Origin of the sequence: Luteolibacter flavescens, from assembly GCF_025950085.1 — a bacterium.
In the GTDB taxonomy this organism is placed as follows: domain Bacteria; phylum Verrucomicrobiota; class Verrucomicrobiia; order Verrucomicrobiales; family Akkermansiaceae; genus Haloferula; species Haloferula flavescens.
On record NZ_JAPDDS010000024.1, the window covers coordinates 1 to 23661 of the forward strand.

29 protein-coding genes are annotated in these 23661 nt (G+C 62.6%); 13 read left to right on the top strand and 16 right to left on the bottom strand.

Annotation, left to right across the window (positions count from 1 at the left end):
- Nucleotides 1-271, bottom strand: a 271-nt coding sequence (locus tag OKA04_RS23930; protein WP_264503760.1) for a hypothetical protein, incomplete at its 3' end; no start/stop codon positions are given.
- 81 nt (nucleotides 272-352) lie between these two features.
- The gene (locus tag OKA04_RS23935) at nucleotides 353-1525 is read right to left on the bottom strand and encodes a 3-dehydroquinate synthase (RefSeq protein WP_264503761.1); all 1173 of its coding nucleotides are present in this window, start codon (nucleotides 1523-1525) and stop codon (nucleotides 353-355) included.
- Nucleotides 1526-1583: 58 nt separating this feature from the next.
- On the opposite strand from OKA04_RS23935, the gene OKA04_RS23940 reads away from it, so the two are divergent.
- A complete protein-coding gene (locus OKA04_RS23940) occupies nucleotides 1584-2102 on the top strand; it encodes an NUDIX hydrolase (protein ID WP_264503762.1) in 519 nt (172 codons plus the stop codon).
- A gap of 110 nt (nucleotides 2103-2212) precedes the next feature.
- Here the strand turns inward: OKA04_RS23940 and OKA04_RS23945 are convergent, their stop codons facing one another.
- The 5 genes from OKA04_RS23945 to OKA04_RS23965 all read right to left on the bottom strand — a co-directional run bounded on the left by OKA04_RS23945 (nucleotide 2213) and on the right by OKA04_RS23965 (nucleotide 5992).
- Nucleotides 2213-3166 (bottom strand): acetyl-CoA carboxylase carboxyltransferase subunit alpha, encoded by a 954-nt coding sequence (locus OKA04_RS23945; protein ID WP_264503763.1) that lies wholly within the window; start codon nucleotides 3164-3166, stop codon nucleotides 2213-2215.
- 43 nt (nucleotides 3167-3209) lie between these two features.
- Complete coding sequence (locus OKA04_RS23950) at nucleotides 3210-4124, bottom strand: LysM peptidoglycan-binding domain-containing protein (protein ID WP_264503764.1); 915 nt, start codon at nucleotides 4122-4124, stop codon at nucleotides 3210-3212.
- A 15-nt stretch (nucleotides 4125-4139) separates the two neighbouring features.
- On the bottom strand, nucleotides 4140-4676 hold the full coding sequence (locus OKA04_RS23955; RefSeq protein ID WP_264503765.1) for a hypothetical protein: 537 nt from the start codon (nucleotides 4674-4676) through the stop codon (nucleotides 4140-4142).
- Nucleotides 4677-4773: 97 nt separating this feature from the next.
- Nucleotides 4774-5013, bottom strand: a complete 240-nt coding sequence (locus tag OKA04_RS23960) for an acyl carrier protein (RefSeq protein ID WP_264503766.1) — start codon at nucleotides 5011-5013, stop codon at nucleotides 4774-4776.
- 91 nt (nucleotides 5014-5104) lie between these two features.
- A complete protein-coding gene (locus tag OKA04_RS23965; RefSeq protein ID WP_264503767.1) occupies nucleotides 5105-5992 on the bottom strand; it encodes a hypothetical protein in 888 nt (295 codons plus the stop codon).
- 77 nt (nucleotides 5993-6069) lie between these two features.
- On the opposite strand from OKA04_RS23965, the gene thiH reads away from it, so the two are divergent.
- Genes thiH through thiS form a run of 3 tightly spaced genes read left to right on the top strand, consistent with a single transcriptional unit; the run spans nucleotide 6070 to nucleotide 8129 of the window.
- On the top strand, nucleotides 6070-7203 hold the full coding sequence (gene thiH / locus OKA04_RS23970; RefSeq protein ID WP_264503768.1) for a 2-iminoacetate synthase ThiH: 1134 nt from the start codon (nucleotides 6070-6072) through the stop codon (nucleotides 7201-7203).
- Between the two features lie 3 nt (nucleotides 7204-7206).
- Complete coding sequence (locus OKA04_RS23975) at nucleotides 7207-7929, top strand: hypothetical protein (protein ID WP_264503769.1); 723 nt, start codon at nucleotides 7207-7209, stop codon at nucleotides 7927-7929.
- Entirely contained in the window at nucleotides 7926-8129 is a 204-nt protein-coding gene (gene thiS / locus OKA04_RS23980; RefSeq protein WP_264503770.1) for a sulfur carrier protein ThiS, read from the top strand. The genes OKA04_RS23975 and thiS overlap by 4 nt, the downstream gene beginning before the upstream one ends.
- A 48-nt stretch (nucleotides 8130-8177) precedes the next feature.
- Here the strand turns inward: thiS and OKA04_RS23985 are convergent, their stop codons facing one another.
- The 4 genes from OKA04_RS23985 to OKA04_RS23995 all read right to left on the bottom strand — a co-directional run bounded on the left by OKA04_RS23985 (nucleotide 8178) and on the right by OKA04_RS23995 (nucleotide 11207).
- Nucleotides 8178-8561, bottom strand: coding sequence for a zinc-ribbon domain containing protein (locus OKA04_RS23985; RefSeq protein ID WP_264503771.1), 384 nt, complete (start codon nucleotides 8559-8561; stop codon nucleotides 8178-8180).
- A 40-nt stretch (nucleotides 8562-8601) separates the two neighbouring features.
- Nucleotides 8602-8811, bottom strand: a complete 210-nt coding sequence (locus OKA04_RS24800; protein WP_425503711.1) for an addiction module protein — start codon at nucleotides 8809-8811, stop codon at nucleotides 8602-8604.
- A gap of 65 nt (nucleotides 8812-8876) precedes the next feature.
- Nucleotides 8877-10349: a sulfatase family protein gene (locus tag OKA04_RS23990; RefSeq protein ID WP_264503772.1), complete on the bottom strand. Its 1473-nt coding sequence runs from the start codon at nucleotides 10347-10349 to the stop codon at nucleotides 8877-8879.
- Between the two features lie 99 nt (nucleotides 10350-10448).
- Complete coding sequence (locus tag OKA04_RS23995; protein ID WP_264503773.1) at nucleotides 10449-11207, bottom strand: MBL fold metallo-hydrolase; 759 nt, start codon at nucleotides 11205-11207, stop codon at nucleotides 10449-10451.
- 116 nt (nucleotides 11208-11323) lie between these two features.
- On the opposite strand from OKA04_RS23995, the gene OKA04_RS24000 reads away from it, so the two are divergent.
- The 7 genes from OKA04_RS24000 (at nucleotide 11324) to OKA04_RS24030 (ending at nucleotide 18799) form a co-directional block, all read left to right on the top strand.
- Entirely contained in the window at nucleotides 11324-13831 is a 2508-nt protein-coding gene (locus OKA04_RS24000; RefSeq protein WP_264503774.1) for an AsmA-like C-terminal region-containing protein, read from the top strand.
- A 111-nt stretch (nucleotides 13832-13942) separates the two neighbouring features.
- The gene (locus OKA04_RS24005; RefSeq protein WP_264503775.1) at nucleotides 13943-14404 is read left to right on the top strand and encodes an ElaB/YgaM/YqjD family protein; all 462 of its coding nucleotides are present in this window, start codon (nucleotides 13943-13945) and stop codon (nucleotides 14402-14404) included.
- Nucleotides 14405-14478: 74 nt separating this feature from the next.
- The gene (locus tag OKA04_RS24010) at nucleotides 14479-14868 is read left to right on the top strand and encodes a phage holin family protein (RefSeq protein ID WP_264503776.1); all 390 of its coding nucleotides are present in this window, start codon (nucleotides 14479-14481) and stop codon (nucleotides 14866-14868) included.
- Between the two features lie 29 nt (nucleotides 14869-14897).
- A complete protein-coding gene (locus tag OKA04_RS24015; RefSeq protein WP_264503777.1) occupies nucleotides 14898-15200 on the top strand; it encodes a hypothetical protein in 303 nt (100 codons plus the stop codon).
- Between the two features lie 59 nt (nucleotides 15201-15259).
- Entirely contained in the window at nucleotides 15260-16342 is a 1083-nt protein-coding gene (locus OKA04_RS24020) for a type IV pilus twitching motility protein PilT (protein ID WP_264503778.1), read from the top strand.
- A gap of 19 nt (nucleotides 16343-16361) precedes the next feature.
- Complete coding sequence (locus OKA04_RS24025) at nucleotides 16362-17471, top strand: type IV pilus twitching motility protein PilT (protein ID WP_264503779.1); 1110 nt, start codon at nucleotides 16362-16364, stop codon at nucleotides 17469-17471.
- 206 nt (nucleotides 17472-17677) lie between these two features.
- Complete coding sequence (locus tag OKA04_RS24030; protein ID WP_264503780.1) at nucleotides 17678-18799, top strand: hypothetical protein; 1122 nt, start codon at nucleotides 17678-17680, stop codon at nucleotides 18797-18799.
- Here OKA04_RS24030 and OKA04_RS24035 read toward each other — a convergent pair.
- The 5 genes from OKA04_RS24035 to OKA04_RS24055 form a co-directional block, all read right to left on the bottom strand.
- Nucleotides 18774-19244 carry a rhodanese-like domain-containing protein gene (locus tag OKA04_RS24035; RefSeq protein WP_264503781.1) on the bottom strand — a complete coding sequence of 157 codons (471 nt, stop codon included), beginning with the start codon at nucleotides 19242-19244 and terminating at the stop codon, nucleotides 18774-18776. The two genes, OKA04_RS24030 and OKA04_RS24035, sit on opposite strands and share 26 nt — an antisense overlap.
- Nucleotides 19241-19933 (bottom strand): DUF1573 domain-containing protein, encoded by a 693-nt coding sequence (locus tag OKA04_RS24040; protein ID WP_264503782.1) that lies wholly within the window; start codon nucleotides 19931-19933, stop codon nucleotides 19241-19243. Before OKA04_RS24040 ends, OKA04_RS24035 begins: the two co-directional genes overlap by 4 nt.
- 81 nt (nucleotides 19934-20014) lie before the next feature.
- The gene (locus tag OKA04_RS24045) at nucleotides 20015-20521 is read right to left on the bottom strand and encodes a hypothetical protein (protein WP_264503783.1); all 507 of its coding nucleotides are present in this window, start codon (nucleotides 20519-20521) and stop codon (nucleotides 20015-20017) included.
- Nucleotides 20518-21126 (bottom strand): anti-sigma factor family protein, encoded by a 609-nt coding sequence (locus tag OKA04_RS24050; RefSeq protein ID WP_264503784.1) that lies wholly within the window; start codon nucleotides 21124-21126, stop codon nucleotides 20518-20520. Before OKA04_RS24050 ends, OKA04_RS24045 begins: the two co-directional genes overlap by 4 nt.
- Entirely contained in the window at nucleotides 21107-21781 is a 675-nt protein-coding gene (locus OKA04_RS24055; protein ID WP_264503785.1) for an RNA polymerase sigma factor, read from the bottom strand. Before OKA04_RS24055 ends, OKA04_RS24050 begins: the two co-directional genes overlap by 20 nt.
- Before the next feature lie 127 nt (nucleotides 21782-21908).
- Between OKA04_RS24055 and OKA04_RS24060 the strand changes: the two genes are divergently transcribed.
- Both OKA04_RS24060 and OKA04_RS24065 read left to right on the top strand, forming a co-directional pair.
- Nucleotides 21909-22220 (top strand): outer membrane protein assembly factor BamB family protein, encoded by a 312-nt coding sequence (locus tag OKA04_RS24060; protein WP_264503786.1) that lies wholly within the window; start codon nucleotides 21909-21911, stop codon nucleotides 22218-22220.
- 309 nt (nucleotides 22221-22529) lie between these two features.
- Nucleotides 22530-23661, top strand: a 1132-nt coding sequence (locus OKA04_RS24065) for a DUF4062 domain-containing protein (protein WP_264503787.1), incomplete at its 3' end; no start/stop codon positions are given.

The window sequence follows — 23661 nt, forward strand, 5'->3', positions numbered from 1 at the left end:
ACCGCTGGCAGCTGAAGTGCCCAAAAGTGTAACCCATGTCCCCGAACAAGTGTAACCCATGTCTCCGGCCTTTACAGATCTCCTGCCCCCAGCCGCGCATGGTCCCTTGGTTCTTCACCGTGGAGTCCCCGGCGATCCAGAGCGTGGGCAGGCCCGATGAGGGAGCTTCCTTTTTCGCCTGCGAGTCGTCCACAACGGGACGCTCGTCATCGGCGACGAGCAGCCCCAGCGGCGCGGCGAAGAATATGCCGAGGATGTGGCGTCGGGTCACAAGGGCAGGTTAGCCGGAAAGCCGCGCCCGGCCATTGCCCCGAAAGGGTGAGCGATGGCCGCACCACCCGCGCCCCACGCCTCAAGGCCGCACGCGCAAGGTGCGGACCGGCTTCGACTGATACTCGCGCAGCGAGTCGACGCAGGCATCGACGAGTCCTTCGTCCAGTGCGTGGACATCCTGGCCGACGCCCGCATCGCGGAGCAGCAGCACGGTAAGCTCGCCGCCCAAGTGCTCGCGGAATTCCTCAAGACCCTGATGCACCAGACGGCGTCCATTCGCGTCGCGCAGGTCCAGCGCCTCGTGCCACAGCGGGAGCTTCAGGCTGGAGATCACCTCGATCACCCGCTCGGCCACGCATTCGCGCAGCAGGCCGCAACGTCCGGAGTAGAGGGTGTCCAGCGCGAGGCCGATCGCCACGGCGTGGGCATGGCTCACGGAGAAGCCGGAGAGCTGCTCCAGCTTGTGCGCGGCCCAGTGGCCGAAGTCGAGCGGTCGGCTGCTGCCGGTCTCGAAAGGATCGCCGCCTTGGGCGATGTGAGTGGCGTGGAGCAGCGCGGACTTCTCTACGCACTCCTCGAGCGCGGCAGGCACCAGGGCGGCGAGGTCATCGACGTGCTTCTCGATCCACTCGAAAAGGCTGCCGTCTTTCACCAGCGCCACCTTCACCGCCTCGATCAGGCCGGCGCGGCAGGTTTCCTCATCTTGGCTGACGAGGAAGGTGAAATCATTGATCACCGCGAAGGGCACGGCGAAGGCACCGATCCAGTTCTTCTTGCCGAAGCCGTTGATCGCGCACTTCACGCCCACGCCGCTGTCGTCCTGCGAGAGGGTGGTGGTGGGGAAGCGCACCAGCCGCACGCCACGATGGGCGGTGGCCACGGCGTAGCCAACGGCATCCAGAAAGGCACCGCCACCGATGACGATGACGTAGGAGTGACGGTCGATGTGTTCGCGGTCGATCAGGCCCCAGACGCGGCGCACCAGCGCATCGTCCGCCTTCACGGCCTCGCCACCGGGTAGGACGTGCAGGCCGCGCCAGTCGAAGCCGAGGTCGGCGAAGTAGGTCTCGATGCGGCGGGTCAGCTCCGGCCACGCCTGCGCGACGCTTTCCTCGATGGTGACCAGCACGCGACGGCCTCCGCCTTCGGTGAGGATTTCGCCTAACAATGCATTGCCCGGCGCGAAGGCATCGCGCGTGAAGCACACGCGGTGCTTGAAGGTGACGGGGATTTGGAAATCGTGGCGCGACATCGTTCGTGACGGGTGAAAGGTGCCCTCGTTACGGCGACAAGCCAACCATTCTTATCCCATGATCGAACCGGAAACCTTGTTTGAAACCCGTTGGCTTGGAGTTTATCGCATTGGCCACTGGGACTTCACGAAACGGCCGAATGCCGACGCGGCGGTTGGAATTCTGGCCGTTACGCCCGACGACGAGATCGTGCTGATCGAGCAATTCCGCATCCCGGTGCAGCGGAAGGTAATCGAAATTCCCGCCGGATTGGTGGGCGACGAGGACGATTTCCGCGGTGAAGAACTCTCCGCGACCGCAGGCAGGGAGCTGCTGGAAGAGACCGGGTATCGCGCGGGCAAGATCGAGCCGCTGCTGGCATCGCCGACTTCCGCGGGGATGACGTCCGAGCTCAGCCACCTCTTCTACGCCACCGATCTGGTGAAGGAAGGCGACGGCGGTGGCACCGAGCATGAGGACATCAAGGTGCACCTCGTGCCGCGCGCCGAGCTGCGGACCTGGCTGAAGGCGAAGGAAGAAGAGGGCTACCTGCTCGACTTCAAGATCCACGCCTGCCTGTGGGCGGCGGGGATCTGACCACGGTGGCCGCGGCTTCCAGCCGCCGGTCTCTCCTCAATGGCCGTGGCAACCTGCCATCGGCCATCATCTCCATTTGAAAGGCTCGCGGCAAGTTGCCGCGGCCATGATCACTTGCCTTCCCACTCGCCGAAGGCGCGGAACTTGGCGTAGCGGGCATCCAGGAGTTGCTCGGTGCTGAGCTTCGCCAGGTCGTGCAGGTTAGCAAGAATGGCGGACTGCAGGGCGGCAGCGGTGCCGGCGTGGTCGTGATGGGCTCCGCCGTGGGGTTCGGTGATGACGCCGTCGATCAGGCCGAGCTTCAGCAGGTCAGGAGCGGCCAGCTTCATCGCCTCGGCAGCATCGGGAGCGTGCTTGCGGTGCTTCCAGAGGATGGCGGCACAACCCTCGGGACTGATCACCGAGTAGTAGGCGTTTTCCATCATGAGGACGCGATCGGCCACGCCGATGCCGAGCGCTCCGCCGGAGCCGCCTTCACCGAGGACGATGGCGATGACCGGCACCTTCAGCAGCATCATCTCGCGGAGATTGTAGGCGATCGCTTCGGCGATGTTCCGCTCCTCCGCACCGATGCCCGGGTAGGCTCCGGGGGTATCGATGAGGGCGATGACCGGCAGGCCGAATTTCTCGGCGAGCTTCATCAGGCGCATCGCCTTGCGATAGCCTTCCGGGTGGGCGCTGCCGAAGTTGCGATGGAGATTTTCCTTGGTGTTCCGGCCCTTCTGGTGGCCGAGCACGACCACGCGGCGACCGCCAATGCGGGCGAAGCCGCCGGGCATCGAATGATCATCGCCGATGTGCCGGTCACCGTGCAGCTCGCAGAAGTCGGTGAAGGCGTGGGCGATGTAGTCGAGCATGAATGGCCGTTGGGTATGACGGGCGATCTGCACGCGCTGCCAGGGAGTCAGGTTTTCGTAAATCGACCGGCGGGTTTCAGCCAGCTTGGCCTCCATGCTGGCGATATCGGCCGACATGTCGATATTCTGTGATGCCGCCTTGGCGCGGAGTTTCTCCACCTCGCGTTCAAGCTCGGCGATGGGCTTTTCGAATTCCAGCAGTTGCATTCGTCGGGAAAATTGAAAGGGGCGGGTGGCGGACGGGGGGAGACTACGGTCCGGTGACGCGGATTTCCACCTCATTCCCGGGGCGGAGGAGCAAGGCAAGCTCTTCCGCATCCTCGACGGAGAGAATGAAGCCCGGCCCGGCGGGGCGGCGGTCGTCATCATCATCGTCGTCGTCCTTGTCCTCACGGTGGAAGGAGCGGATCTGCAGCGGGGTCTTATCGAGGGAAAAGACCTTCTCTGACTCGCGATAGTCCCTCATGTCGGGCGACACGCGGCGATCCCCGGCGATCCCGGCCTTCGAGGTGATTTTCGTGACCTGCGCCGACTTGTGCGAGCCGACGTCGGCGGAGAGCAGGGGATACTCCTTGATGAACTGGCCGCCCTTCCACAGGGAGAGCGACTTGCGGCCCGGCTCGACGAGCACGCGCAGGTCCAGCGGCATGACCACGAGTTCCTCCCCGGGATGGAGTCCCTTGAGGTCCATCAGCCCGTTCAGGTAGACGATGCAGTCGAGGGACGTATTGTGCTTCATCGCGATGCCCGTGTAGGACTCGCCGGGACGCACGATGTGGATGGCCTTGTCCTCCATGTGGGCGGCGGAGAGCAGGTCATCGAGATTCATTTCGCCGACGATGCGGCGGGCCTCCGGGGCCGCCTTCGAGCGCGGGTAGGTATTGACCACCGTCCTCAGGCGCTCGCGGGCTTCGGGGAGCTTGTCGATGGCGATCAGCTCCGCGGCTTTTTCGAAGATCTTCGCGCCGGGGTCGATCTCCGGCAGATCCGCATTCGCCACAGGCAGCGAGACCATCGGCTTCGGGTCGAACTGAACCGGCACCAGCTTGGTGAAAATCCCGTCGATAGGCTCGTTCTGGACATGCCACACCAGCAAGCCGGTGAAAACGGTGACCCCAAGGACCACCACGCCAGCCACCAGTTTGATCAAAGTCCAGAGACGCATCCTTGGCGGGTTCTATCAAATCAGGCCGCGCCTGTGGAGATCGAAACGATTGATCGGCAGGGATTGCCGGATCATCTCGAAGGCGAACTTGAAAATGGACACCTCCCAGGCGTCATCCACGCCCTCGATGATGGCCTGGGCTGGGTTTCCGATGCGGCGGGCGTCTTCCAGCACGCGATCGCGGACGGCGTCCATGGTGTCGTGGACGATTTCCTCGTTCACCTTGCCGCTGCGGAAGCGGAAGCCGTAGCGGAGGAAGGCGAGGTCCTTGCCCTCGGCCTTCAGCTTTTCGATCAGGGCGTCCATACGCTCGCGGGCCTTGTCGCCAAAGCCCTCGAGCTCGATCTCCGCCATCGACTCGGGCCGGAGGATTCGCGGGCGCATCGCCTCCACCTCGCCCGTGCGCAGGCGCACCTCACCGGTCCGGTCCATCAGCTCGCTGAGGAGCAGGAACTCGAAGCGGGTGTCGCCGAAGGTATCGATCCGACGATCCGGCTCCAGCAGGACGCGGGTCGTTTCCAGAGCGTATTGGATGTTGTCGGGCGAGTGCATCGGGCGGCGGCAGCGTCCGCGATATCCGGCGAAGTGCAAAAAAAAGGCAGACTCACCAGGGAGTCCGCCCTTTCGGGGTAAAGCGCGAGAGCTCGGATTAGCTCTGGGCCTTGATGTAGGTCACCACATCGCCCACGGACTGGAGCTTTTCGGCTTCTTCGTCCGGCACTTCGATTTCGAACTCTTCTTCGAAGGCCATCACCAGTTCGACCGTATCAAGGGAGTCGGCACCGAGGTCTTCGATGAACTTGGCCTCCAGGGTCACCTGATCGGCGTTAACGCCGAGCTGGTCGACGATGATGTCCTTCACTCGGTCTTCGATGCTCTTTTCAGACATTTGGATGTGCTTGGTAGTTGAAGCTGTGCGGGAGGGCTTACCGATCCTGCCGGACCTTGGCAACCCCGAAAAACGTCGCGTCGCGGGACGCTCAAGCGCCCGGTGTGGCTGGCTTTGCGGGCTCTTCCACCTCGGTCACGTACTCGATCAGTTCTCCGGAAAACTTTTCTTTCAAACGGCGCATCAGCCGCTCGGCGGGCTCGTCGTCTTCCTTCTTGAATCCACCGTAGGTCAGGCCGTCGATGCGGAGCTTCTTCTCGCCGCCGGAGGGGGTTTTCGCCCAGGCAAAGGCGAGGCCTTTCGTGTCCCACTTGCGCAGGTCGAGGCGGGCGAGATCGGCGAAGGCGAACTTGCCGCCGGATGCGGGGTAGAAGCCCTCGTCGTCGATGACCATCTTGCGGCCCAGCGTGCGCAGAAGCACGGCGGCGGCCCCGGCCGTCAGCACGAGGCAGATCCAGAAGACCACCCACTGCTCTTGCACCTTCCGCTCAGGGAAGTCCTTCTCGGGAGGGGCTTTCTTGATGTCGGCCTGCTGGCGGTAGTCATTGAAAAGCTTGCCCTGCTCCTGGCCGAGCGAGGCATTTACCGCTTCGTAGTCGTGAAGGATGGCGGGCCACGGCATGGGGACGGGCGTGCCCTCGGGAACCGGCACGGGCGTCTTTTCCGACTCGTCCTTGGTCAGCGGGATGAAGTCGATGACCTGCTTCTCCGCATAGGCCCGCCAGGCCTCCGGGGTCAGGCTGTCCTTCTTCGCCTTGAATTCCGTCGTGGCCTTCTCGAAGGCCTTCGACATGTGGTAGGAGAGGTTTTGCTCGCGGTATCCCCACTTGCCGTCGCGGAAGAAGAGGACCGAGAATATGCCAAACATCAGCAGCATCGCCGCCGCGCGAAGCAGGAACCAGGGGGTGGGTTTGCAGACGATGCGCTCGCTCATGGGCAGGATGGGCGCGAGGAAAGCCGCCGCGGGGGAGCTTGGCAAGCTCCGGAGGGTGGCTTCGGACTCCGCGGTATCCCGCTTTGACGCCGGGGCTTCCACGTCGCATGCTGCCGCCGTCCGTGAGTTTCTCTGCCCATTTCGCCTCCGCCCTGGAAAACAAGTCGCCGCTGCTCCGACGTTTCGAGCGGCTCATCGCGCCTGCGTCCGATCGTGATCTCGAGGCGCTGGCCCGCGAGAGCCAGCGGCTGACGCGCCACCACTTCGGCCGCACCATGCGGCTTTTCGCGCCGCTCTACGTGTCGAACGAGTGCGTGAACAACTGCTCCTACTGCGGCTTTTCCCGGGACAATGGCATCCTCCGCGTGACCCTGACCATCGAGCAGGTCGTCCGCGAGGCGAAGTATCTCCACGACCTCGGCTTCCGGAATATCCTGCTGGTCGCCGGCGAGCACCCGAAATTCGTCTCCGACGGCTACCTCCAGGAGTGCATCGACGCGATCAAGGACATGTTTCCCACCGTCGCCCTCGAAGTGGGCCCGATGGAGGACGACCAGTACGCGGAAATCGTCCAGCACGGTGCCGAGGGGCTGGTGGTGTATCAGGAGACCTACCACCGCGAGACCTACGTCCGCCTGCACACCGCGGGGCCGAAAAAGAATTTCGACTGGCGGCTGGATTGCCCGGAGCGCGCCTATGCGGGCGGCTTCCGGCGTATCGGGATCGGCGCGTTGTTCGGCCTTGCCGATTGGCGGCACGAGGCGCTGTCGCTCGCCGCGCACCTGGAGTATCTCTACAAGCACTGCTGGAAGGCTCAGTTCACCATCGCCTTCCCGCGGATGAAGCCCTACGCGGGGAACTACCAGTATCAGCCGGATGCGGATCTCTACCTGTCGGATCGCGCGCTGGTCCAGCTTGTCGCTGCATTCCGCGTCTGCTTCCCGCAGGTCGGCATCGTGCTCTCCACGCGGGAGACTGCCTCATTCCGCGATGCCGTCGCTCCGCTCGGCGTGACCCACATGTCTGCGGGTGCCCGGACCGAGCCCGGCGGCTACACGGGTGCCGGCAGCGATGATCTCCACCTCACGGTGCGTGGACGCCGTGTGGAGCTGGAAAAGACCACCGGCTGCGAGAAGGCCACCGAGCAATTCAAGATCGACGACACGCGCAGCGCCGTGGAAGTCGCGGCGATGCTCCGCGGCAAGCAACTCGATCCCGTCTGGAAAGACTGGGACTCGGCCATCCTGGCGCACTGAGCGATGTTCCGGAAGGTCCTCATCGCCCTTCACCTCATCGGCGCGGCGCTGTCCATCGCGTTGCTCGTCTCCACCTACTCGGCCAACAGCATCATCACCGCGAAGGCCAAGGACGTGGCCGTGGAGAAATCCCGCGGCTATTCGGATCCCGTCGCGGAAAAGCTCCGCGAAACCCTGGACCGCCCGGTCATCGGAAAGCTGATCCGCGGCGGTGTCCGGCAGCGTCTGGAGGCGGAGCTCCATTCCTACGAGGCATCCGCCGAGGATTGGCTAAGGCGGCTCGCGGCAGGTGGGATCAATCGTGCGAGGGAATTCGATTTCCCGGAGGTCCAACAGCCTCTCGCTCGCAAGGCACTGGACGCACTGAAGGGAAAGGTGAGCGAAGTGAAAACGCGGCTCGATCTCTCCTATCAGGCGCTGCTCGCGGACCTGCGGCTCTTTGCTTGGACGAATATCGCGGCCTTCCTGCTGGCGGCGGTGCTGTCCGGGTTTGCGCGCACGGGCCGCTCCCGGGCTCTGATGAGCGCGTGGTCGCTGATGATGCTGGGAATAATGGTGATCTCGGTCGCCCTTTATGCGGGTCAGAACTGGTTCTGGAACTTCCTGCACAATGACTACCTGGGCTGGCAGTATCCCGCAGTGGTGGGCGCTTTTGTGTTTTTGGAGATCGTCAGCTTGGTCATCGATTTCGTCACCTCGCACACCGCACCCACCGAGCCCGCATGAATCTCGTCATCAATGGCAGCTCCCGCGCATTCGACGCGGCCGCCTTCACCGTCACCTCGCTGCTCGAAGCCCTCGGTCTTGCGGGCAAGCCTGTCGTCGTGGAGCTCGACCGCGAGCCCGTCTTTCCCGCCGACTACGCGACCACGGAGGTGAAGGAAGGCGCGAACGTGGAGATCGTGACCATCGCGGCAGGGGGGTAGCGCAGGGGCTCATGCCCGACCGTTCTCGCGCTTCCGCAGCAGGCCTTCCTAATGTGTCTTGCGTGCTTCATCGCGGCGGGATCGTTCCTTCCTCCGGCAGTCACGACATCTCACCGCGATGCGTTCCCAATCCGCGCCGAAGTCCTCGTGCCACCATTTTTGCTGTAATCCCGTCCAGACTTGTTTGCTTCTGCAGTCGATGCAGGTGAAGGAGTAGTCGAGATAGTATTTCCCGGCGAAGAGGGGCACGTCCCGGGACGGCATCACGCTTCTTGAACGGATCTTTGACGAATCGACCGCAATCAGTCTGCGTGCGGCGGCTTCACCCTTGATTCTCAGTTCCTGTTCGGTGAGTTCCGCCTGCCGGCGCTTCAGGCGCTTGCGGGATTTTTTGGCGGCGAGCTGTTCGCGTTTTTGTCGTGAGCTTGCCATTGCTCATCCTTGGCACCTTTGCCCCGATATGACAAGCGGTCTACCTATTGAGCTCGTGCTTGATCTCTTCCCAAGTCCGGCGGGAAGAAGGGTCGCGTTTCATTTCGTCGATGCGCCGCTTTGCTTCGGCTGATCCCTCGTCGGGCTCGGAGAGCGCGGGAGGAAGAGATCCGAGCAATCTGGCAGCGAGTTGTGCCCGTTGATCTTCGGGGAGCTTCAAGGCTTCCTCCACGATCTCGGATAAGCTCATGGGCTTAAAAGTGTCCGCTGAGATGAAGTAAGCCACTCGATTCTTCGATTGCGTAGAACGAAATTTCACCTCACCGCCCCCAACCTCTCTTTCATCTCGGAAACCTTCGCGGGAAGGTCCTTCGCGACGTTGGTTTTCTCGCCGGGATCCTTGGACAGGTCGAAGAGTTGGCCCACGGGTTCGTTACCGAGTTCGGTGTTGGTGGATTTACTCCGCTTCGCTCCTTGGCCGGGCGGGATGAATTTCCAGTCGCCGGAACGGATGGCGAGACGTCCGGCGTGGATGATGATTTCCTCGCGTCCCTTTTCCGATCCCCCAAGCAAGGCGGCCGATGCATCGCGGCTGTCGGGGAAGCTGGCATCGGCACCTGCGATGGTCGCGAAGGTCTTCGCGAAATCGATCTGGCTGACCGCCGCGTCGCTGGTCGTGCCGGGCTTGATCCGCGCAGGCCAGCGGGCAAGCGTCGGGACGCGCGTGCCGCCCTCGTAGAGGCTGTATTTCCCTCCGCGGAATGGACCGGCAGGCTTGTGGTCGCCCAGCTTTTCCGCTGCGTCGTCCTTGTAGCCGTCGTCGATGACTGGGCCGTTGTCGCTGGACAGGATGACCAGCGTGTTCTCCGTGAGTTTCAGGTCGTCCAGCGCCTTGAGGACTTCGCCGACCTGCCAGTCCGTCTGCACGATCACATCGCCTCGCGGGCCCATGGTCGTCTTGCCGACGAAGCGCGGGTGGGGGACCCGCGGGACATGCGGATCATGCAGCGCGAAGAAGAGGAAGAACGGCTGCTCCTTTGACTCGCGGATGAAGCGCACCGCCTGCACCGAGAAGTGGTCGGCCATGTCCTCGTCCTTCCACAGTGCCTTGGCTCCGCCCTTCATGTAGCCGATGCGGCCGATGCCATTCACCACCGCCATATTGTGGCCGTGGCTCCAGTCCATTTTCAATTCAGCGCGATGACTCACACCGGTCGGCAGACCGGGGAAGGGGGTCTTGTAGGAAACCTCGATGGGATCGGCGGGATCGAGATTCACCACCTTCCCATCCTCCACATACACGCAGGGCACGCGATCGCCGGTGGCGGCCATGATGTGGGAGAAGTCGAAGCCCACGGCATTCGGGGAGAGCTTGATCGGTTCGTTCCAGTTCACTCCTTCCTTGCCGCCCAGGCCGAGGTGCCACTTGCCCACCACCCCGGTGCGGTAGCCTGCTTTTCCCAGCGTGCCGGGCAGCGTGGGCTGAGCCGGGTCGATGATCAGGGCGGCGTCTCCCGGCAAGATCCCGGTGCCTTGCTTGCGCCAGGCATACTTGCCGGTGAGGAGCGAAAATCGGGAGGGCGTGCAGGTCGCGGAGGTCGAGTAGCCCGCGGTGAAATTGATGCCCTCCTTGGCAAGCCGGTCGATGTTCGGGGTTTGCACCGCCTTCGCGCCATTGCAGGAGATATCACCGTAGCCGAGATCGTCGGCGTAGATCAGGACGATGTTCGGCTTCTCCGCCGCGATCAGTGCGAGCGGAAGCATGGTCAGTAGGGCTGTCAATTTCACGGGCGGAAAATACGGATTGATGACGTCGTTTCATCAACAATGTCTCCAGCGCCCAAAGTGTGACTGGAAAATCTCCCGCGCGAATCCACGCGGCACTGGTCACTCCCACCAGCCGCAGGGCTTGTCCTGCTCCGCGCAGACGATCTCTACTTCCGCCAGGCTGCCCCGCACCGCCTTGGCCGCGGTCAGCGGGCAATTGCAGTCCCGGCTCAAGTGGCCGAGCACCACGCGGCGCAGGCCGGTCGTGGCAAGTTCCGCCACCAGCGCGGCGGTCTGGGCATTGGAAAGGTGGCCGTGACGTGAGGAGATCCGCTGCTTCGTGGACCACGGGCGTTTCGTGTCCGCCTCCAGCAGCGCGTCATCGTAGTTTGCCTCCACGAAAAGCGCGCCGACGCCGCGCAGGCGTTCGGAGATGAGCTTGGTCACGTGGCCGGTATCGCTCAACAGGCCGAAGGATTTCTCTTCATGGCGGAAAACGAAGCCGACCGGCTCGACCGCATCGTGCGGCACGGCGAAGGAATGGACCGACAGTCCATTGAAGTGGAAGCTCCCGCCGGATTCGAAGATCTTCCACGAGGCGGTATCGACGCCGCTGCCGCGCACCACCATGGAGGTCGATGGGGTGGCGTACACTGGCGCGGCCATCTGCTTCATCAGCACCCGCAGGCCGCGCACGTGGTCGCCATGCTCATGGGTCAGCAGCACGGCATTGATGCTGGCGGGCTCGATGCCGCTGGCTTTCATCCGATCAGTCAGTTGCTTGGCCGAGAGTCCGGCATCGACAAGCAGGCGCATGCCGCCGGCCTCGACGACCGCCGCATTCCCACCGCTGCCGCTTCCAAGGACGATGAACCGCACGGAGTGGAGTCTAGGAGGGCGGAGGGAAGTGCCAAGTGCCAATGAAAGCGGAGCGGGCGGTGGAAAGCGCTTTCCTTGTGACTTGGCACTTTCAGGTTCCCATCTATCCTGTGCGCGTGAGGCACATCCGCATCATCCACAAGGTCCGCACGCTCCTGGCGTTGCTGATCTTCGCGGGAGTCCTCTCGGCGGGCGGGGTGCTGTGGTGGGCGAACCAGACGGGGCTGCCGGATTCCTGGCGGAGCGAGATCGAGAAGGCGCTGGCAAAGCAGGGCCTGCACGCGGACATCGCGGGCCTGAGATACTGGCCCATGCAGGGCGTGGAGGCGGACGAGGTGACCATCTATGGTGACGAGACGCGGCAGCGGGTGCTGGCGCGGGTGCGCGAGGTGATGGTGGACGTGGACCGCACGAAGCTGGCGCGCGGCGACGTCCGGGTGGAGCGCCTGGACTTGAAAGGGGGATCCCTTTCTCTGCCCGCTGATCCGCTGGATCCCGAGTCGAAGGTGCTGGAGGTGACGAATGCCAGCGGGCGATTGCTGATGCCGGGCGGTCGTCGCTTCGAGGTGATCGACGCGACAGGGGAGGTCGGCGGGATCCGCATCGAGCTGGAGGCGCTGATTCTAGGCTACCGACAGCGCCCGGCGGAGACGGATTTCGACAACGATCAGGCGCGGGCCTATCGCCGCCAGCAGATCACGCGGGTAATCGAATTGCTGGAGCCATGGAACTTCGATTCGGAAGACCCGCCGGTGGTGCAACTGCGCGTGGAGGGAGACCTCGACGACCCGCGCACGGTGCGAGCTGACGTGCATGTGAAAAGTGGCTCGCTGGAGCATGGCGGGGTTTCTCTGAGGAAGATCGACGCGAAGGGCGAGATGCGCGGGCGCCTGCTGGTCCTGGAGTCGCTGCAGCTAGACGACGACGGCGGCTCGCTAACGGGCCGGATGGAGTATGACATGGCAGACCGCTCGGGGCGTTTCGAAGCCAACTCGAATCTCGAGCTGCCAGTGCTTTTGAAAGAATTCGACGCGCCGGGATGGCTGGATCAGGTCAGCTTTCAGGCGCGGCCGGAACTCTCGGTACGCGGGGACTTCAAGTGGCCGGAAAATGGCAAGCCCTCCATCCATCTGGCCGGTCACCTGATGGCCGAGGATCTGCATTTCCAAGGGCACAAGGCATCCCGGGTAGAGACGGACGTAGCTTGGAACGGCGAGAATGTCTTCCTCGACAATCTGGTGGTGACGCGGCCCGACGGCACCCTGCGCGGTCGCCTGCTGGCGAAGCCGGATCTCATCCGCTACGACGTCTCGACCGACCTGAGGAAAGGCGTCTGGAGCGGTTTCTTCGACAAGCACCCGCTCGGGCAGGTGCTCAAGGACTTCAGCGACCGCGACGATACGAAGGTCTATGCCCGGGTATCGGGGCGGATCAATCCGCACGACCATCATGACTGGGAAGCACATGGCGAGGCCCGCGCCACTCACATGGCCTACAAGGGCACGCCCTTCCGCGAGGCCGAGGTGCAGATGGAACTCAATCACGACTTCCTCGATTTCACGGACGGGAAGGTGGAGTTCGACTATACGAATTACGCGATGCGCAAGGAGCATGGCGGCCCCCGGACCGGCCGGGCAAAGGTGGATCGCGTGCGCTGGGACAGCGAGCCGGGCACCCTAACGTTGGAGGGCATCGAGGGCGATTTCTGGCCGGCTCCCGTCCTGCGATGCTTCCTGCCGACCGTAGCGGATCACCTCGAGGAGTATCGCTTTCACACGACTCCACGGCTGACCGGGGGAGGGGTGATCGGGCTTTTCGAGCGGGGTGCGGGCAAGACGGACTTCCGCGTGAATGGCAGCACGGCGGGCAAGGTGAGCTATGAATTCGTGGGCAAGGACCTGCTGCTGTCCGGCCTGAAAACGAAGGTGCAGGTGAAGCCTCACTCCACCGAGATCCGGGATCTCACCTTCGATGTCTTCAATGGTCCGGTGCGCGGTGAATTCGACATCAAGCCGGGTGAGAAGCACTCGAAGGTGAAGGGCGAGCTGGACTGGACGCGCCTCAGCCTGCCGGAAATCTCGGTGGTCTGCGGATTCGACAAGAAGGCCAAGGGCTTTGTCACCGGCCGGATCGAGTTCGAGCACGAGGGTGTCGCCACCGCCGGACTCAGCGGCGAGGGACTGGTGGCGCTGGAGGAAGGCGAGCTGTTCTCGGTGCCGATCTTCGGGCCGCTGTCACCAGTGCTTTCCGCGGTTCTGGCGAACAAGAAGGCCGGCTTCCAAGAAGCCAAGGACGCCTTCTGCACCTTCAGCGTGAAGGAAGGCGTGCTGAGCACGGAGGACTTCCTCACCACCACGTCCTCGCTCGTTTTCACCGGCGATGCGGTGGCAGACCTGAACCGCTCCACCCTCGACATGACCATCCGGATGAATGCCCGGGGGCTGCTCGGGGTGATCACGCTGCCGCTGAAGCCATTCTACGGGCTTTTCCAATTCCGCGGGACCGGTCCGATCAAGGAGCCGAAGTGGGACAACGTGATGTTCACCTCGCCTCCGGAGAGTCAGGAAAAACGCCTGCTGACACCGCCGCGGGCGCTGGATGTCAAGGGGGTGGAGGCGAGATGACAGGAGGTATTTTCCGATAGATCCTTCCTTGCGCGGTGGTGGTATCGGTGGCAGCGTTTTTCCAAGCGCAAAGCGTCTCAAATTTCCATCCAACTCCAATCCATCCCTGCCATGTCCGATACATTTGCCAACGCCGGTTCACTCGATCCTGAAGCGGGTTTCACCACTGGACCATCCGTCGGCCAAGCTGCCAACGACCTGCGCGCCGCCGCGGGCGAGAAGGCCAAGGATTTCGCCCATCAGGCTTCTGAATTAGCCCATCAAGCCTCCGACCAAGCCAAGGCGGTGAAGGACAAGGCCGTGGAAACCGTCCAGCATTTCCGCGAAGTCGCCAGCGAGAAGGCCCATGCCTTCAAGGCGGCCGCGACCGAGAAGGCCGAGACGCTGAAAACCGTTGCCTCCGACAAGGCCCGCGAATTCCGCTCCGCTGCCGACGACCAGTGGCGCGAGACCCGCGTGAAGGCGAAGGAATTCCACATCACCACCGAGGACTACATCCGCCAGCACCCGACCCGCTGCGTGCTCGGTGCCCTCGGTGTCGGTTTCCTGATCGGCCTGATCGCCCGCCGCTGATCATCCACCCGGTGTCATTTTCCAATGCCGCGGATCGCGCCTGATGGCAGGCGTGGCCGCGGCCCTTTGATATCATGAGCGATGTTCCCGATCCCGAGGCCACGCAGGCCTCGTCCCTTCGCGAGTCCGCGGTGGAATTCATCTCCGCGCGCATGGAGCTTCTTGCCTTGGAGTCACGCGAGGCCGGGCAGCAGGCGGCGAAGCGCGGGGCTATGGCGGCGATCATCGCTGGCTGCGCGATGACGGCGTGGTTCACCGGGATCGCCGGCCTCATCGGCTGGGTTGCTGCCGCAGGGGATTTCCCGTGGCACTTCGCCGCGATCGGTGCCGCCGTGCTTCATCTGGCGATAGCCGGCGTGATCGTGGCGCTGCTGCGAAAGCCGTCTGCGCCACTGTTTTCACTCTCGAAGGAAGAACTACTCAAGGACCGCCAATGGCTTCTCAATCTGAAAGACAAGTCCTGATCTCCCGCATCGCCGCCTCACGTGGGGCAGTGGCTCGCGACATCGCCGTGCTACGTCGTCGGCTGGACGTTCCTGCCCGCATGAAGGAGTCCGTGACGACCAAGCCGCTGGCTTGGTTCGGCGGCTCGCTCGGGGCCGGATTGGTGGCGAGTTTCCTCTTCCGGGGGCGGAAGGCGAAGCCTCAGCCGGAGCAGGTCGTGCGCCGCAGCCTGTGGAGTCTCGCCCTCGGTGGAGTCTTCACTTTGGCCCGTCCCGCCCTGCAGGCATGGGCCTCGAATGAACTCCGCAAGCGCTTTGTCATACCCGGTAATGACAACGTGCGTCCGCGCTGAATCGCAGTCAAATTTCCCCCTTCCCATACCGGGATCTTCCCGCTCTAACCCAAGCCCGCATGTCCGAACACCGTGTCTTAGACCACGTCGATGAATACCTCCGGCTCGGCCGGGAATACCAGTGTTCCGACGTTCACCTTGCTACAGCCTTCCCGCCGGCTTGGCGTCGCTTTGGTCAGCTTCTGCCCATCTGGCATGATCATGAGCCGCTTTCTGCGGAGGATACGGAGCGACTCGCGCGATCCTTTCTCGGGGAAAAGGAATGGGCGCGTCTCCAGGAACGCGGTGACGTCGATTTCGCCTACTCGAATCCAGAAGGCCGCTTCCGCGCATCAGTGGTGAAGCAGCGTCTGGGCTACGACATGGTCTTCCGGATCATCAACACGCAGCTCAAGACCATGGAGGAGATCAATCTCCCCGTGGAGCACCTTACCCCGCTGACCCGCTATCACAACGGCCTGATCCTCGTGACCGGCGCGGTCGGCTCCGGCAAATCCACCACGCTCGCGGCGCTCATCGACTTCATCAACAAGGACCGCGAGGACCACATCCTGACGCTGGAAGACCCGATCGAATACGTCTTCGAGTCCAAGGGCTGCCACGTGAACCAGCGTGAAGTCCACACCCACACCGAGTCCTTCGCGAAGGCCCTCCGCGGCGCTCTCCGGGAAGACCCGGACGTCATCATGGTCGGTGAAATGCGCGACCTTGAGACCATCTCGCTCGCACTCACCGCGGCGGAGACGGGTCACTTGGTGCTCGGCACGCTCCACACCGGAAATGCCCCTCGTACCCTGGACCGCGTGCTCGACGTGTTCCCCGTCGATCAGCGCGAGCAGATCCGCATCATGGTGTCCGAGTCGCTGCGCGGTGTCCTTTCCCAGCAACTCGTCCCGCGTGCCGACGGCAATGGCCGTGTGATGGCGCTGGAGCTCCTGGTCAATACGCCCGCCGTGTCCGCGACCATCCGTGACGGCAAGACCTTCATGCTCCCGGGCATCATGCAGACCGGTAAGAATGTCGGCATGATCACGATGGATGAGTCCCTCCGCAAACTCTACATCAAGGGTTTGATCACGCAGGAAGAAGCGCTCTTCCGCAGCGAGGACAAGATCCAGATGCGCAACTTCTTCCAATCCTGATTTCCACCGGTAAAATCCCATGGCTCGCATCGATGCCCTTTTCCAATACCTCGTCGCTAACCGGGGTTCCGATCTTCACCTGGCCGAAGGCCAACCGCCGAAAACCCGTGTCCACGGGTCGGTGACCCCGATTCCCGATTGGCCTGTCATGGACGGGCCCATGATCCGGGAAATGCTTGAGGAAATCTGCGATCCGAAGGCGTTCGCGAAGTACATGGAAACCGGGGACCTCGACTTCGCCTACGCGATGGACGAGGACTCGCGCTTCCGCTGCAACTACCTGAAGCAAAACAACGGCCTCGGTGCGGTCTTCCGGCTCATCCCGACCGAGATCATGTCGCTGGAGTCGCTGGGGGTGCCAGAGGTGGTCAAGCAATTCGGCCACATCCGTTCCGGCCTGGTGCTCGTCACCGGCCCGACCGGCTCCGGCAAGTCCACCACGCTCGCGGCGCTGCTCGACTACATCAACACGAACTACAACCGCCACATCATCACGGTGGAGGAGCCCATCGAGTTCGTGCACCGGAACAAGAAGTCGATCATCACGCAACGCGAGGTGCCGATACAGACGCCATCTTTCTCCGACGGCCTGCGTGCCGCGCTCCGTGAGGATGCGGACATCGTGCTGGTGGGTGAGATGCGCGACCTCGAGACCATCTCGCTGGCGCTGACCGCCGCCGAGACGGGCCTGCTCGTCTTCGGCACCCTGCACACGAACAACGCGCGCAAGACCGTTGACCGTATCATCGACGTCTTCCCGGCCGACCAGCAGTCGCAGGTGCGCACCATGCTCGCGGCCTCGCTGCGCGGCGTGCTCGCCCAGCTCCTCTGCAAGCGCTCGGACAAACCGGGCCGCGTGGCCGTGCACGAGATCATGTTCGCCACGCCTGCCGTCTCCGCGATCATCCGTGAAGGTGCCACCCAGAAGCTCTACGACGTCATCACCGGCGGCAAGGGCGAGGGGATGCAGTTCATGGACGAGTCCATCTGGCAGAAGCTCCAGGCAAACATGATTTCCCCGGAGGAAGCCTACATGAAGGCGATCGACAAATCGCGCTTCAAAAAGTTCCTCCCCGAGAAGTCCGCCCACCTCGGCGACGCTTCCGGCGAGAGCCCTCTGAATCATTGAGCCGCCCGGCAGGAAGTCAGCGGATCGTTGACGCTACCGGGAGCATCCGGTAGCGTCTTTTCGTCGGCTATCCACCGCCCTGAATGGTTTCCCCCGAGACGATTATATTCCAATGCCCACACTGCCAGGTGCGTCTGAACGTGCCGGCAAGATTGGCAGGGGTGACGGGACCATGCCCGAAGTGCCGTGAGCCGATCACCGCCCCCATGGAGTCCGAGCCCGGGATTCACCCCGGGCTGCTGCCGGTGGAGCCTCCGCCGCCCGCTCCGGAAGGACCGAAGGTTCGCCGCGAGCCGAGGCAACTACCCGGCCGGGAACATGCCGAGCCGATAGAGCCCCGGCACACCACGTCGGACGACCTGCTGAAACCACGGGATGGCGAGTTGCCCCTGAATAACTCCCGCGGCTCGGCCGGGAGCCGCATGATTCACTCGCTCCTGCCTGCCGCATTCATCGCGGCGGCCGGGGTGACCATCTACTCGCTGATCTATTTCCTGTATCCGAAGGCGCTCAACCGGGACCGGGAAAACCCTGCTCCCAAGCAGGTTGTTTCTTCGCCGGAAAAGCCCCGGCCGATGCCGGTGGCACCGCCGCTGGAGCCGTTCGATCCGCAGGAGTCCGAAGTACGGCAGACTCCCACACAGGCCGTTGAGCAGTTGATAGAAGAGACGTCGCCGGCAGTTGCGGCGAACAACGTCCTGGACAAGTTCCTGAAGGCGAAGGACGCCGCTTCCCGGGTCGGCATGGTGGAGCCGGAGATCGGCCTGAAGGAACTGGATCGCACGCTTCTCAGCGGCCACTTGCCGGAAGTGGCGCAGGTCTTCTCCGACTTGCCGCGTCGGAATTCCATCGAGGGCTTCACCGACTATCCCTATCGAGTCTCGTTCTACGTGCAGGACCGACCGAATACGGACTTCGCCGTGCTGGTCCGCCAGCGTGGCGACCAGCCGCCGAAGGTCTTCCTGCCCGCATTCCTCGATCTCGTCGGCGGAAGGCTCGCCGCCTTCACCCGCCAGCCGAACAAGGATGATCCCACGCGATTCCACGTGATCCTGGAGCCTGTCGTGGGTTGCCATGAGAAGGGCATCCCGAATGCGGACCGGAAATTCACGCTCAAGCTGCTCTCCAGCAACTTCGGCAGGGAGACGGCGCGCGCCTACTGCTCCAATCAATCCCGCCTTCGCGAAATGGTGGACAAGCCGGACTATGCCATCCGCTGGGGCATCCGCGTGCCCGCCACGGTCACCATCCAGTGGAATCACAAGGAAGACCCGGCAAAGCCCTACCTCGAGCTGATCGATATCAACTCGCCGGACTGGAATCCTTGACCAAGCCTGCCTGAGTCAGCGCATCCCAGCCTCCGTGTAATGCGCGGACCTCGGGAATGAAGCCGAGATCACGAATGCGCTTTGCCACTTCCTTGCTGGTGCCGCATCCGGCGCTGCCGCAGTAAACGAGGACTCGCTGCGCCGTGCCGAGCTTCTCCAGTGAGGCCTCGATCTGCTCGTCGAAGGAGGTATCGCCACCGAGGGTGACGGGGATGGAGCCGGCGATGCCATTCCGCTTCCAATCTGCGGCAGGCCGGGCATCGACCCACAGGAAGGAACCCTCCGGCCACTCCGCTTGCACCGTGGCCAGGCAGATTTCCTCGGGGGATAGCGTCGCGGGATCACAGGCGACGACCCGCGAGGGCGGGCCCGCGATCTTCCAAGTGGCCAGCGCGCCGAGCGACGCGCAGCCGATCACCAGGGCGAGTTCCGTGATCGCCTTCATGGTGTCGTCGCCGCCTGCTTCGCCACGGGCTGGCGCACCACCATGAAGATCCGCTGCGAGCGGTGGCGGTCATACTTGCAGTCGGTCTCCAGATGGACGACGCCCATGCCGACCTGCTTGGTCGATGCGGGCGTGATGGTGACTTCGTACTTCTTGCCTTCCTCGATCGTCTTGAGCTCCTGCTTGAACCGGGTGTCGGCACCGGTGATCGAGAGCACCTTGATCGGCTCGCTGTGATTCATGGTCACGGTCACCGTCTTCGGCTCCGGCTTGCTGCCGATGTCCCACATCAGTGACTTCGGCTCCACATCGACGAGGGATGGGACGACGATGTGGCTGGTGAGGGTGACGGACGGGTTGTTCGCGGCGTCGCCCTTCATGTAGAGGGCCACGGCCTTGTCCATGGTGCCGGGGACGAGGCCGAGGTCGAAGACGATGCGCACGGTGCCCGTCTCGCCCGGCTTGTAGTTCATCTTCGAGTCCTTCACGCCCACGGTCGCACAGGGGCAGCCCGCGTCGTATCTCTCGATCAGGGCCTCGCTGTCGCTCTCGTTCTTGAATTCGAAATCGACGGTGACGGTCTTCTGGTCGTTGTCGACCGTGACCTCCTTCTTCGTCTGGTCGAATTTCAGCGTGCCTGCGGAAAGGGGCAGGCAGACGGCGAGCCAGCAGATCAACGGAACCTTCATGCGATGACTAATGCCCCGTTGTTCCCCGGGGCGCAAGCTCCGGGGCCGGTCCAGGCCGCGAAGGGATCGCTTTTTGGCAGCTTACTTCGCCTTCGCTTCCGCGGGCTGTAGCTCTGCGGCGATGATCATGCGGCCACCACGCCACTCCGGGCCGAGCACCAGGAGCGGCTTGCCTATCTCCATGGCGGCTCCCGTTTTGAGGATCTTCTTCCGGCTGAGCCAGAGCTCGATATCCAGACGGCGGCGTTTTTCCTTGGTCAACGTGCTCTGCGCCTCGAAGCGGAGCAGGATCTCATCGCTGGGCGGCAGCGGCTGGGCCCAGTTTTCGTAGCTGCGGAAGAGCGGCTTGCTGTCCCTGCCAAGCTCCCGGTAGTGGGCGAATTTCAGCTTCTGCTCGCCGGTCAGGCGTTTCACGATCTCCTCGCTCGCAGCCTTGGCGCGCTGGCCGGAGGCCTCGGCGTCGCCATTCGTGGCGTGATAGACGGTCACGGTGAGCGTGCCGATGACTTCCTTGCCCGGGTCCGTCTGGGCCGGGGCGAGTCCGCTGCCTGCCAGGAAAAGCAGGCCTATCAAAGCGCGGCGGTTCATTTCTTCGGCGAGTCGATATCGGCGGTGGAGGCACCCGGTCCGCTATCGAGGGCCGCGGTGTCGGGCACCTCGAAGCTGTCCGGGATCGCGGCCACGCCATCCAGCACGATGACCATGGCGTCGGCGGGCTCCGAGGCGAAATAGTCCGCCGTCACCCCGCGCTCGGGCGTGTAAACGATGGGGGTGGGCAGGGGGACGATGGAGCTCGGTCCGGCCACCGAGACGGGGGTCGGCGTGATCCTGGTGCCTGCCCAGAAGCAGAGCGCCATGCCCGCCACGGCGGTCGCCGGGAGGAACCAGCGCCACATCTTCAGCGGTGCCGCCACGGTCGGGGCCACAGGTGCCATCGGAGCGATCTCCGGGCCACTGCTTTCCTCCCGTGCGATCTCGCGGGCGATGCGGGCATTGAAAAACTCGGCGTAGGGTGGCTCCACGGAAGCCGGGAGGCTTCCCTGCAGCAGGGACTTCATCTCGCGCGCGATGGCGCGGCGTTCCTGCCACTCCGGCTGCGAGGCGGCCCATGCGTCCACCTCGGCCTGCGAGTTGGCATCGAGTTCGTCCTCCACCCAGAGGGCGAGCCGTTCTTCATCGGGAGTCGTATTCATCCTTCAGGAGGGTTTGGAGTTTTTGGCGGGCATAGTAGAGTCGGCTCATCACGGTGCCCAGCGAGCACTCCATGACGTCGGCGATTTCCTTATACGCGAGGCCTTGCACGTCTTTCAGGACCACGCACTCGCGATGCTCAGGAGAAAGCTTCGAGAGGGCGGCTTCGATCTTGGCGCGGAGTTCGTCCCCGGCCATCGCTTCGTCCGGGCTGCGGGATTCCGCCGGGGTAGCAACCGCCGCCGGGTCGATCCGGTCGCGGGTGAAAAGCTCGTCATTGATCTCATCCCCGCCCTCCGGCCTGCGGCGGCGGGTGAAGTCATACACCGCATTGTGGGCGATGCGGTAGAGCCAGGTGGTGAAGCGCGCCTTCGCCTCGAAGCGCGGCAACGCCTGCCATGCCTTGATGAAGACCTCTTGGGAGAGGTCCCAGGCATCTGTCTCGTTTTTGACCATATTGCGGATCATGGCGTAAATTCGTCCCCGGTGTCGGGTGACCAGCAGGTCGTAGGCCTTCATGTCGCCCGCCTGCGCGCGCTCCACGAGGGTCACGTCCTCCGCCTCCTCGGCGGGCTCTTCCGGCATCCCGGAAGCCGCCCGACCGGAGTCGGCTGGTCCCAACACGAAGTTGGACGTGAGACGCTGGAATAAATTCATCGGAAAAATGCCGCAGCGCCAAGATGGCCGGACCTGCTAGGCCTTGCAACAGGATTCCCCACGTGGAATCCCGCAGGGGAATTTCCACTTCCGCTCCCATGGTAGCATCGGTTTGGATGGTCCGCACATGAATCACCTCTACATCGGCACCAATGGCAATATCGCGGCCCTCGACTCCGCCACCGGGGAAATGCTCTGGGCCACCGAGCTGCGCACCGGCGGCATCCTCTCCTCCACCCGCGGCGAGGACGTCTCGGTGATCCTCCGCGACGGCCGCGTCTTCGCCGGCTGCAGCGGCCACCTCTTCTGCCTCGACGCCGGCTCCGGCGACATCCTCTGGCACAACGAGCTCAAAGGCTTCGGCCACAATGACGTCTCCCTCGCTCTCGAGGGCGTGTCGGTCCAATACTTGGAGAAGATCGTGCGGCGGAGCAATTGAAAGGACTGGTCAGCGGCTGCACGAAAATCGCCGGATCAAGATGCTCCGGGACCAATGAGGCCCGAGTTATGAGCAAGGCTTGATCTCATGAGGGAGAAGACGAGCCTCTTCTTCCTCGAAGAAGAAGCCTCGATTCTCCAGAAAGCGGAGGGGTGGGCGGTTAAGCGGAATAGGAATCGGACGTCGAAAAGGTTCCACTTGACCGTACGACCCGGAGCTTTCAGTCGGTGAATTGAAAACGCGGACCTTGCAGGCTAACAGAATTTTGATAATCCAACGCGTAGGCGTGCGCTCGTGAATGGAATGCTTATGAAAACAAAATATCAAATATTTGTTAGTTCAACATTTGAGGATCTCAAGGGTGAGCGAGATCAGGTGACCAAAGCCATCTTGGAGATGGGGCATATTCCGGTTGGCATGGAGATGTTTAGTGCTGGTGACGAAGAGCAGTGGAATATAATAGCGAGAACGATTTGTGAAGTTGATTACTATGTTGTGATTGTTGCTCATCGATACGGATCAATGGTTGCTGGCAAAAGTTATACCGAAAAGGAATATGACTACGCCAAAAAGATGGGTAAGCCAACTCTTGGTTTCGTAATCGACAGTCAGGCGTCGTGGCCAGCGGCCAAGATGGAATCTGATCCGATCGCAATTGCATCCCTCGGGAGGTTTAAGGATAAGGTGAAGTCCAAAATGGTCAATTTCTGGAAGAACTCGGAGGACTTGCACGGAAAGGTCTCAATTGCCCTTATGAAGCAGTTTACTGCTAATCCTCAGGTTGGATGGGTTCGCGCGTCTCCGGACGTCTCTGGTGAGCTTGCGGCGGAGCTTACCCGTTTGAGTAAAGAGAATTCCGATCTACGTATAAGTCTTGAGCAGGCGAAGGTCAATTCGCAAACGGAGCAGGATAGAGAGTACTCCGAGGTGATGAGGGTTCTGGAGGGGAATAGAATTCAATTTTCGATATTCTTCAAGGGTGGTAGTGCATTCGAGGTTTCGCCAGAGGATGTTAGTATGGCTCATGTTTTTGATATTACGGCTCCGGAATTGATTATCGAGAAGAGTTCGGAGGGGATGTCAAAATATTGGGCGCTTATGTACAATTTTGATGATGCTCGGAATGTTAGGGATAATTGGCCGGTCGCTTCGAATACGACGAGAATGATGATCGCGGATTTCGTCGCTCTGGAGCTTTTCGAGCCTTCTAACAGAGTTCATGCGCCGACAGATGAGAAGGAGTATTGGACACTCTCGGAGTTTGGGAAGGGCGTCCTCGCATTCAGGAGGAAATTGAAATTGATCGCCAAGGCTGCATCGCATTCGGAGCGAGTTGGGAGGGAGCTAAGCAATGGGGGAGAATTGCCTGTTGCGAAGAAGGTGGCTGCGCCTGTTGCGAAGAAGGCGGCTGCGCCTGTTGCGAAGAAGGCGGCTGCGCCTG

What these genes read in the sequence shown, in the direction of transcription:
- OKA04_RS23950 (WP_264503764.1), bottom strand. Translation starts at nt 4,124, where the DNA reads ATGCGTCTCTGGACTTTGATCAAACTGGTGGCTGGCGTGGTGGTCCTT.
- OKA04_RS24045 (WP_264503783.1), bottom strand. Translation starts at nt 20,521, where the DNA reads ATGAACCGCCGCGCTTTGATAGGCCTGCTTTTCCTGGCAGGCAGCGGA.
- OKA04_RS23935 (WP_264503761.1), bottom strand. Translation starts at nt 1,525, where the DNA reads ATGTCGCGCCACGATTTCCAAATCCCCGTCACCTTCAAGCACCGCGTG.
- OKA04_RS24035 (WP_264503781.1), bottom strand. Translation starts at nt 19,244, where the DNA reads ATGAAGGCGATCACGGAACTCGCCCTGGTGATCGGCTGCGCGTCGCTC.
- OKA04_RS24060 (WP_264503786.1), top strand. Translation starts at nt 21,909, where the DNA reads ATGAATCACCTCTACATCGGCACCAATGGCAATATCGCGGCCCTCGAC.
- OKA04_RS23975 (WP_264503769.1), top strand. Translation starts at nt 7,207, where the DNA reads ATGTTCCGGAAGGTCCTCATCGCCCTTCACCTCATCGGCGCGGCGCTG.
- OKA04_RS24800 (WP_425503711.1), bottom strand. Translation starts at nt 8,811, where the DNA reads ATGAGCTTATCCGAGATCGTGGAGGAAGCCTTGAAGCTCCCCGAAGAT.
- OKA04_RS23940 (WP_264503762.1), top strand. Translation starts at nt 1,584, where the DNA reads ATGATCGAACCGGAAACCTTGTTTGAAACCCGTTGGCTTGGAGTTTAT.
- OKA04_RS23960 (WP_264503766.1), bottom strand. Translation starts at nt 5,013, where the DNA reads ATGTCTGAAAAGAGCATCGAAGACCGAGTGAAGGACATCATCGTCGAC.
- OKA04_RS23945 (WP_264503763.1), bottom strand. Translation starts at nt 3,166, where the DNA reads ATGCAACTGCTGGAATTCGAAAAGCCCATCGCCGAGCTTGAACGCGAG.
- OKA04_RS24030 (WP_264503780.1), top strand. Translation starts at nt 17,678, where the DNA reads ATGGAGTCCGAGCCCGGGATTCACCCCGGGCTGCTGCCGGTGGAGCCT.
- OKA04_RS24055 (WP_264503785.1), bottom strand. Translation starts at nt 21,781, where the DNA reads ATGAATTTATTCCAGCGTCTCACGTCCAACTTCGTGTTGGGACCAGCC.
- OKA04_RS23985 (WP_264503771.1), bottom strand. Translation starts at nt 8,561, where the DNA reads ATGGCAAGCTCACGACAAAAACGCGAACAGCTCGCCGCCAAAAAATCC.
- OKA04_RS24040 (WP_264503782.1), bottom strand. Translation starts at nt 19,933, where the DNA reads ATGAAGGTTCCGTTGATCTGCTGGCTCGCCGTCTGCCTGCCCCTTTCC.
- OKA04_RS24005 (WP_264503775.1), top strand. Translation starts at nt 13,943, where the DNA reads ATGTCCGATACATTTGCCAACGCCGGTTCACTCGATCCTGAAGCGGGT.
- OKA04_RS24050 (WP_264503784.1), bottom strand. Translation starts at nt 21,126, where the DNA reads ATGAATACGACTCCCGATGAAGAACGGCTCGCCCTCTGGGTGGAGGAC.
- OKA04_RS24010 (WP_264503776.1), top strand. Translation starts at nt 14,479, where the DNA reads ATGAGCGATGTTCCCGATCCCGAGGCCACGCAGGCCTCGTCCCTTCGC.
- OKA04_RS24025 (WP_264503779.1), top strand. Translation starts at nt 16,362, where the DNA reads ATGGCTCGCATCGATGCCCTTTTCCAATACCTCGTCGCTAACCGGGGT.
- thiS (WP_264503770.1), top strand. Translation starts at nt 7,926, where the DNA reads ATGAATCTCGTCATCAATGGCAGCTCCCGCGCATTCGACGCGGCCGCC.
- OKA04_RS24020 (WP_264503778.1), top strand. Translation starts at nt 15,260, where the DNA reads ATGTCCGAACACCGTGTCTTAGACCACGTCGATGAATACCTCCGGCTC.
- OKA04_RS23955 (WP_264503765.1), bottom strand. Translation starts at nt 4,676, where the DNA reads ATGCACTCGCCCGACAACATCCAATACGCTCTGGAAACGACCCGCGTC.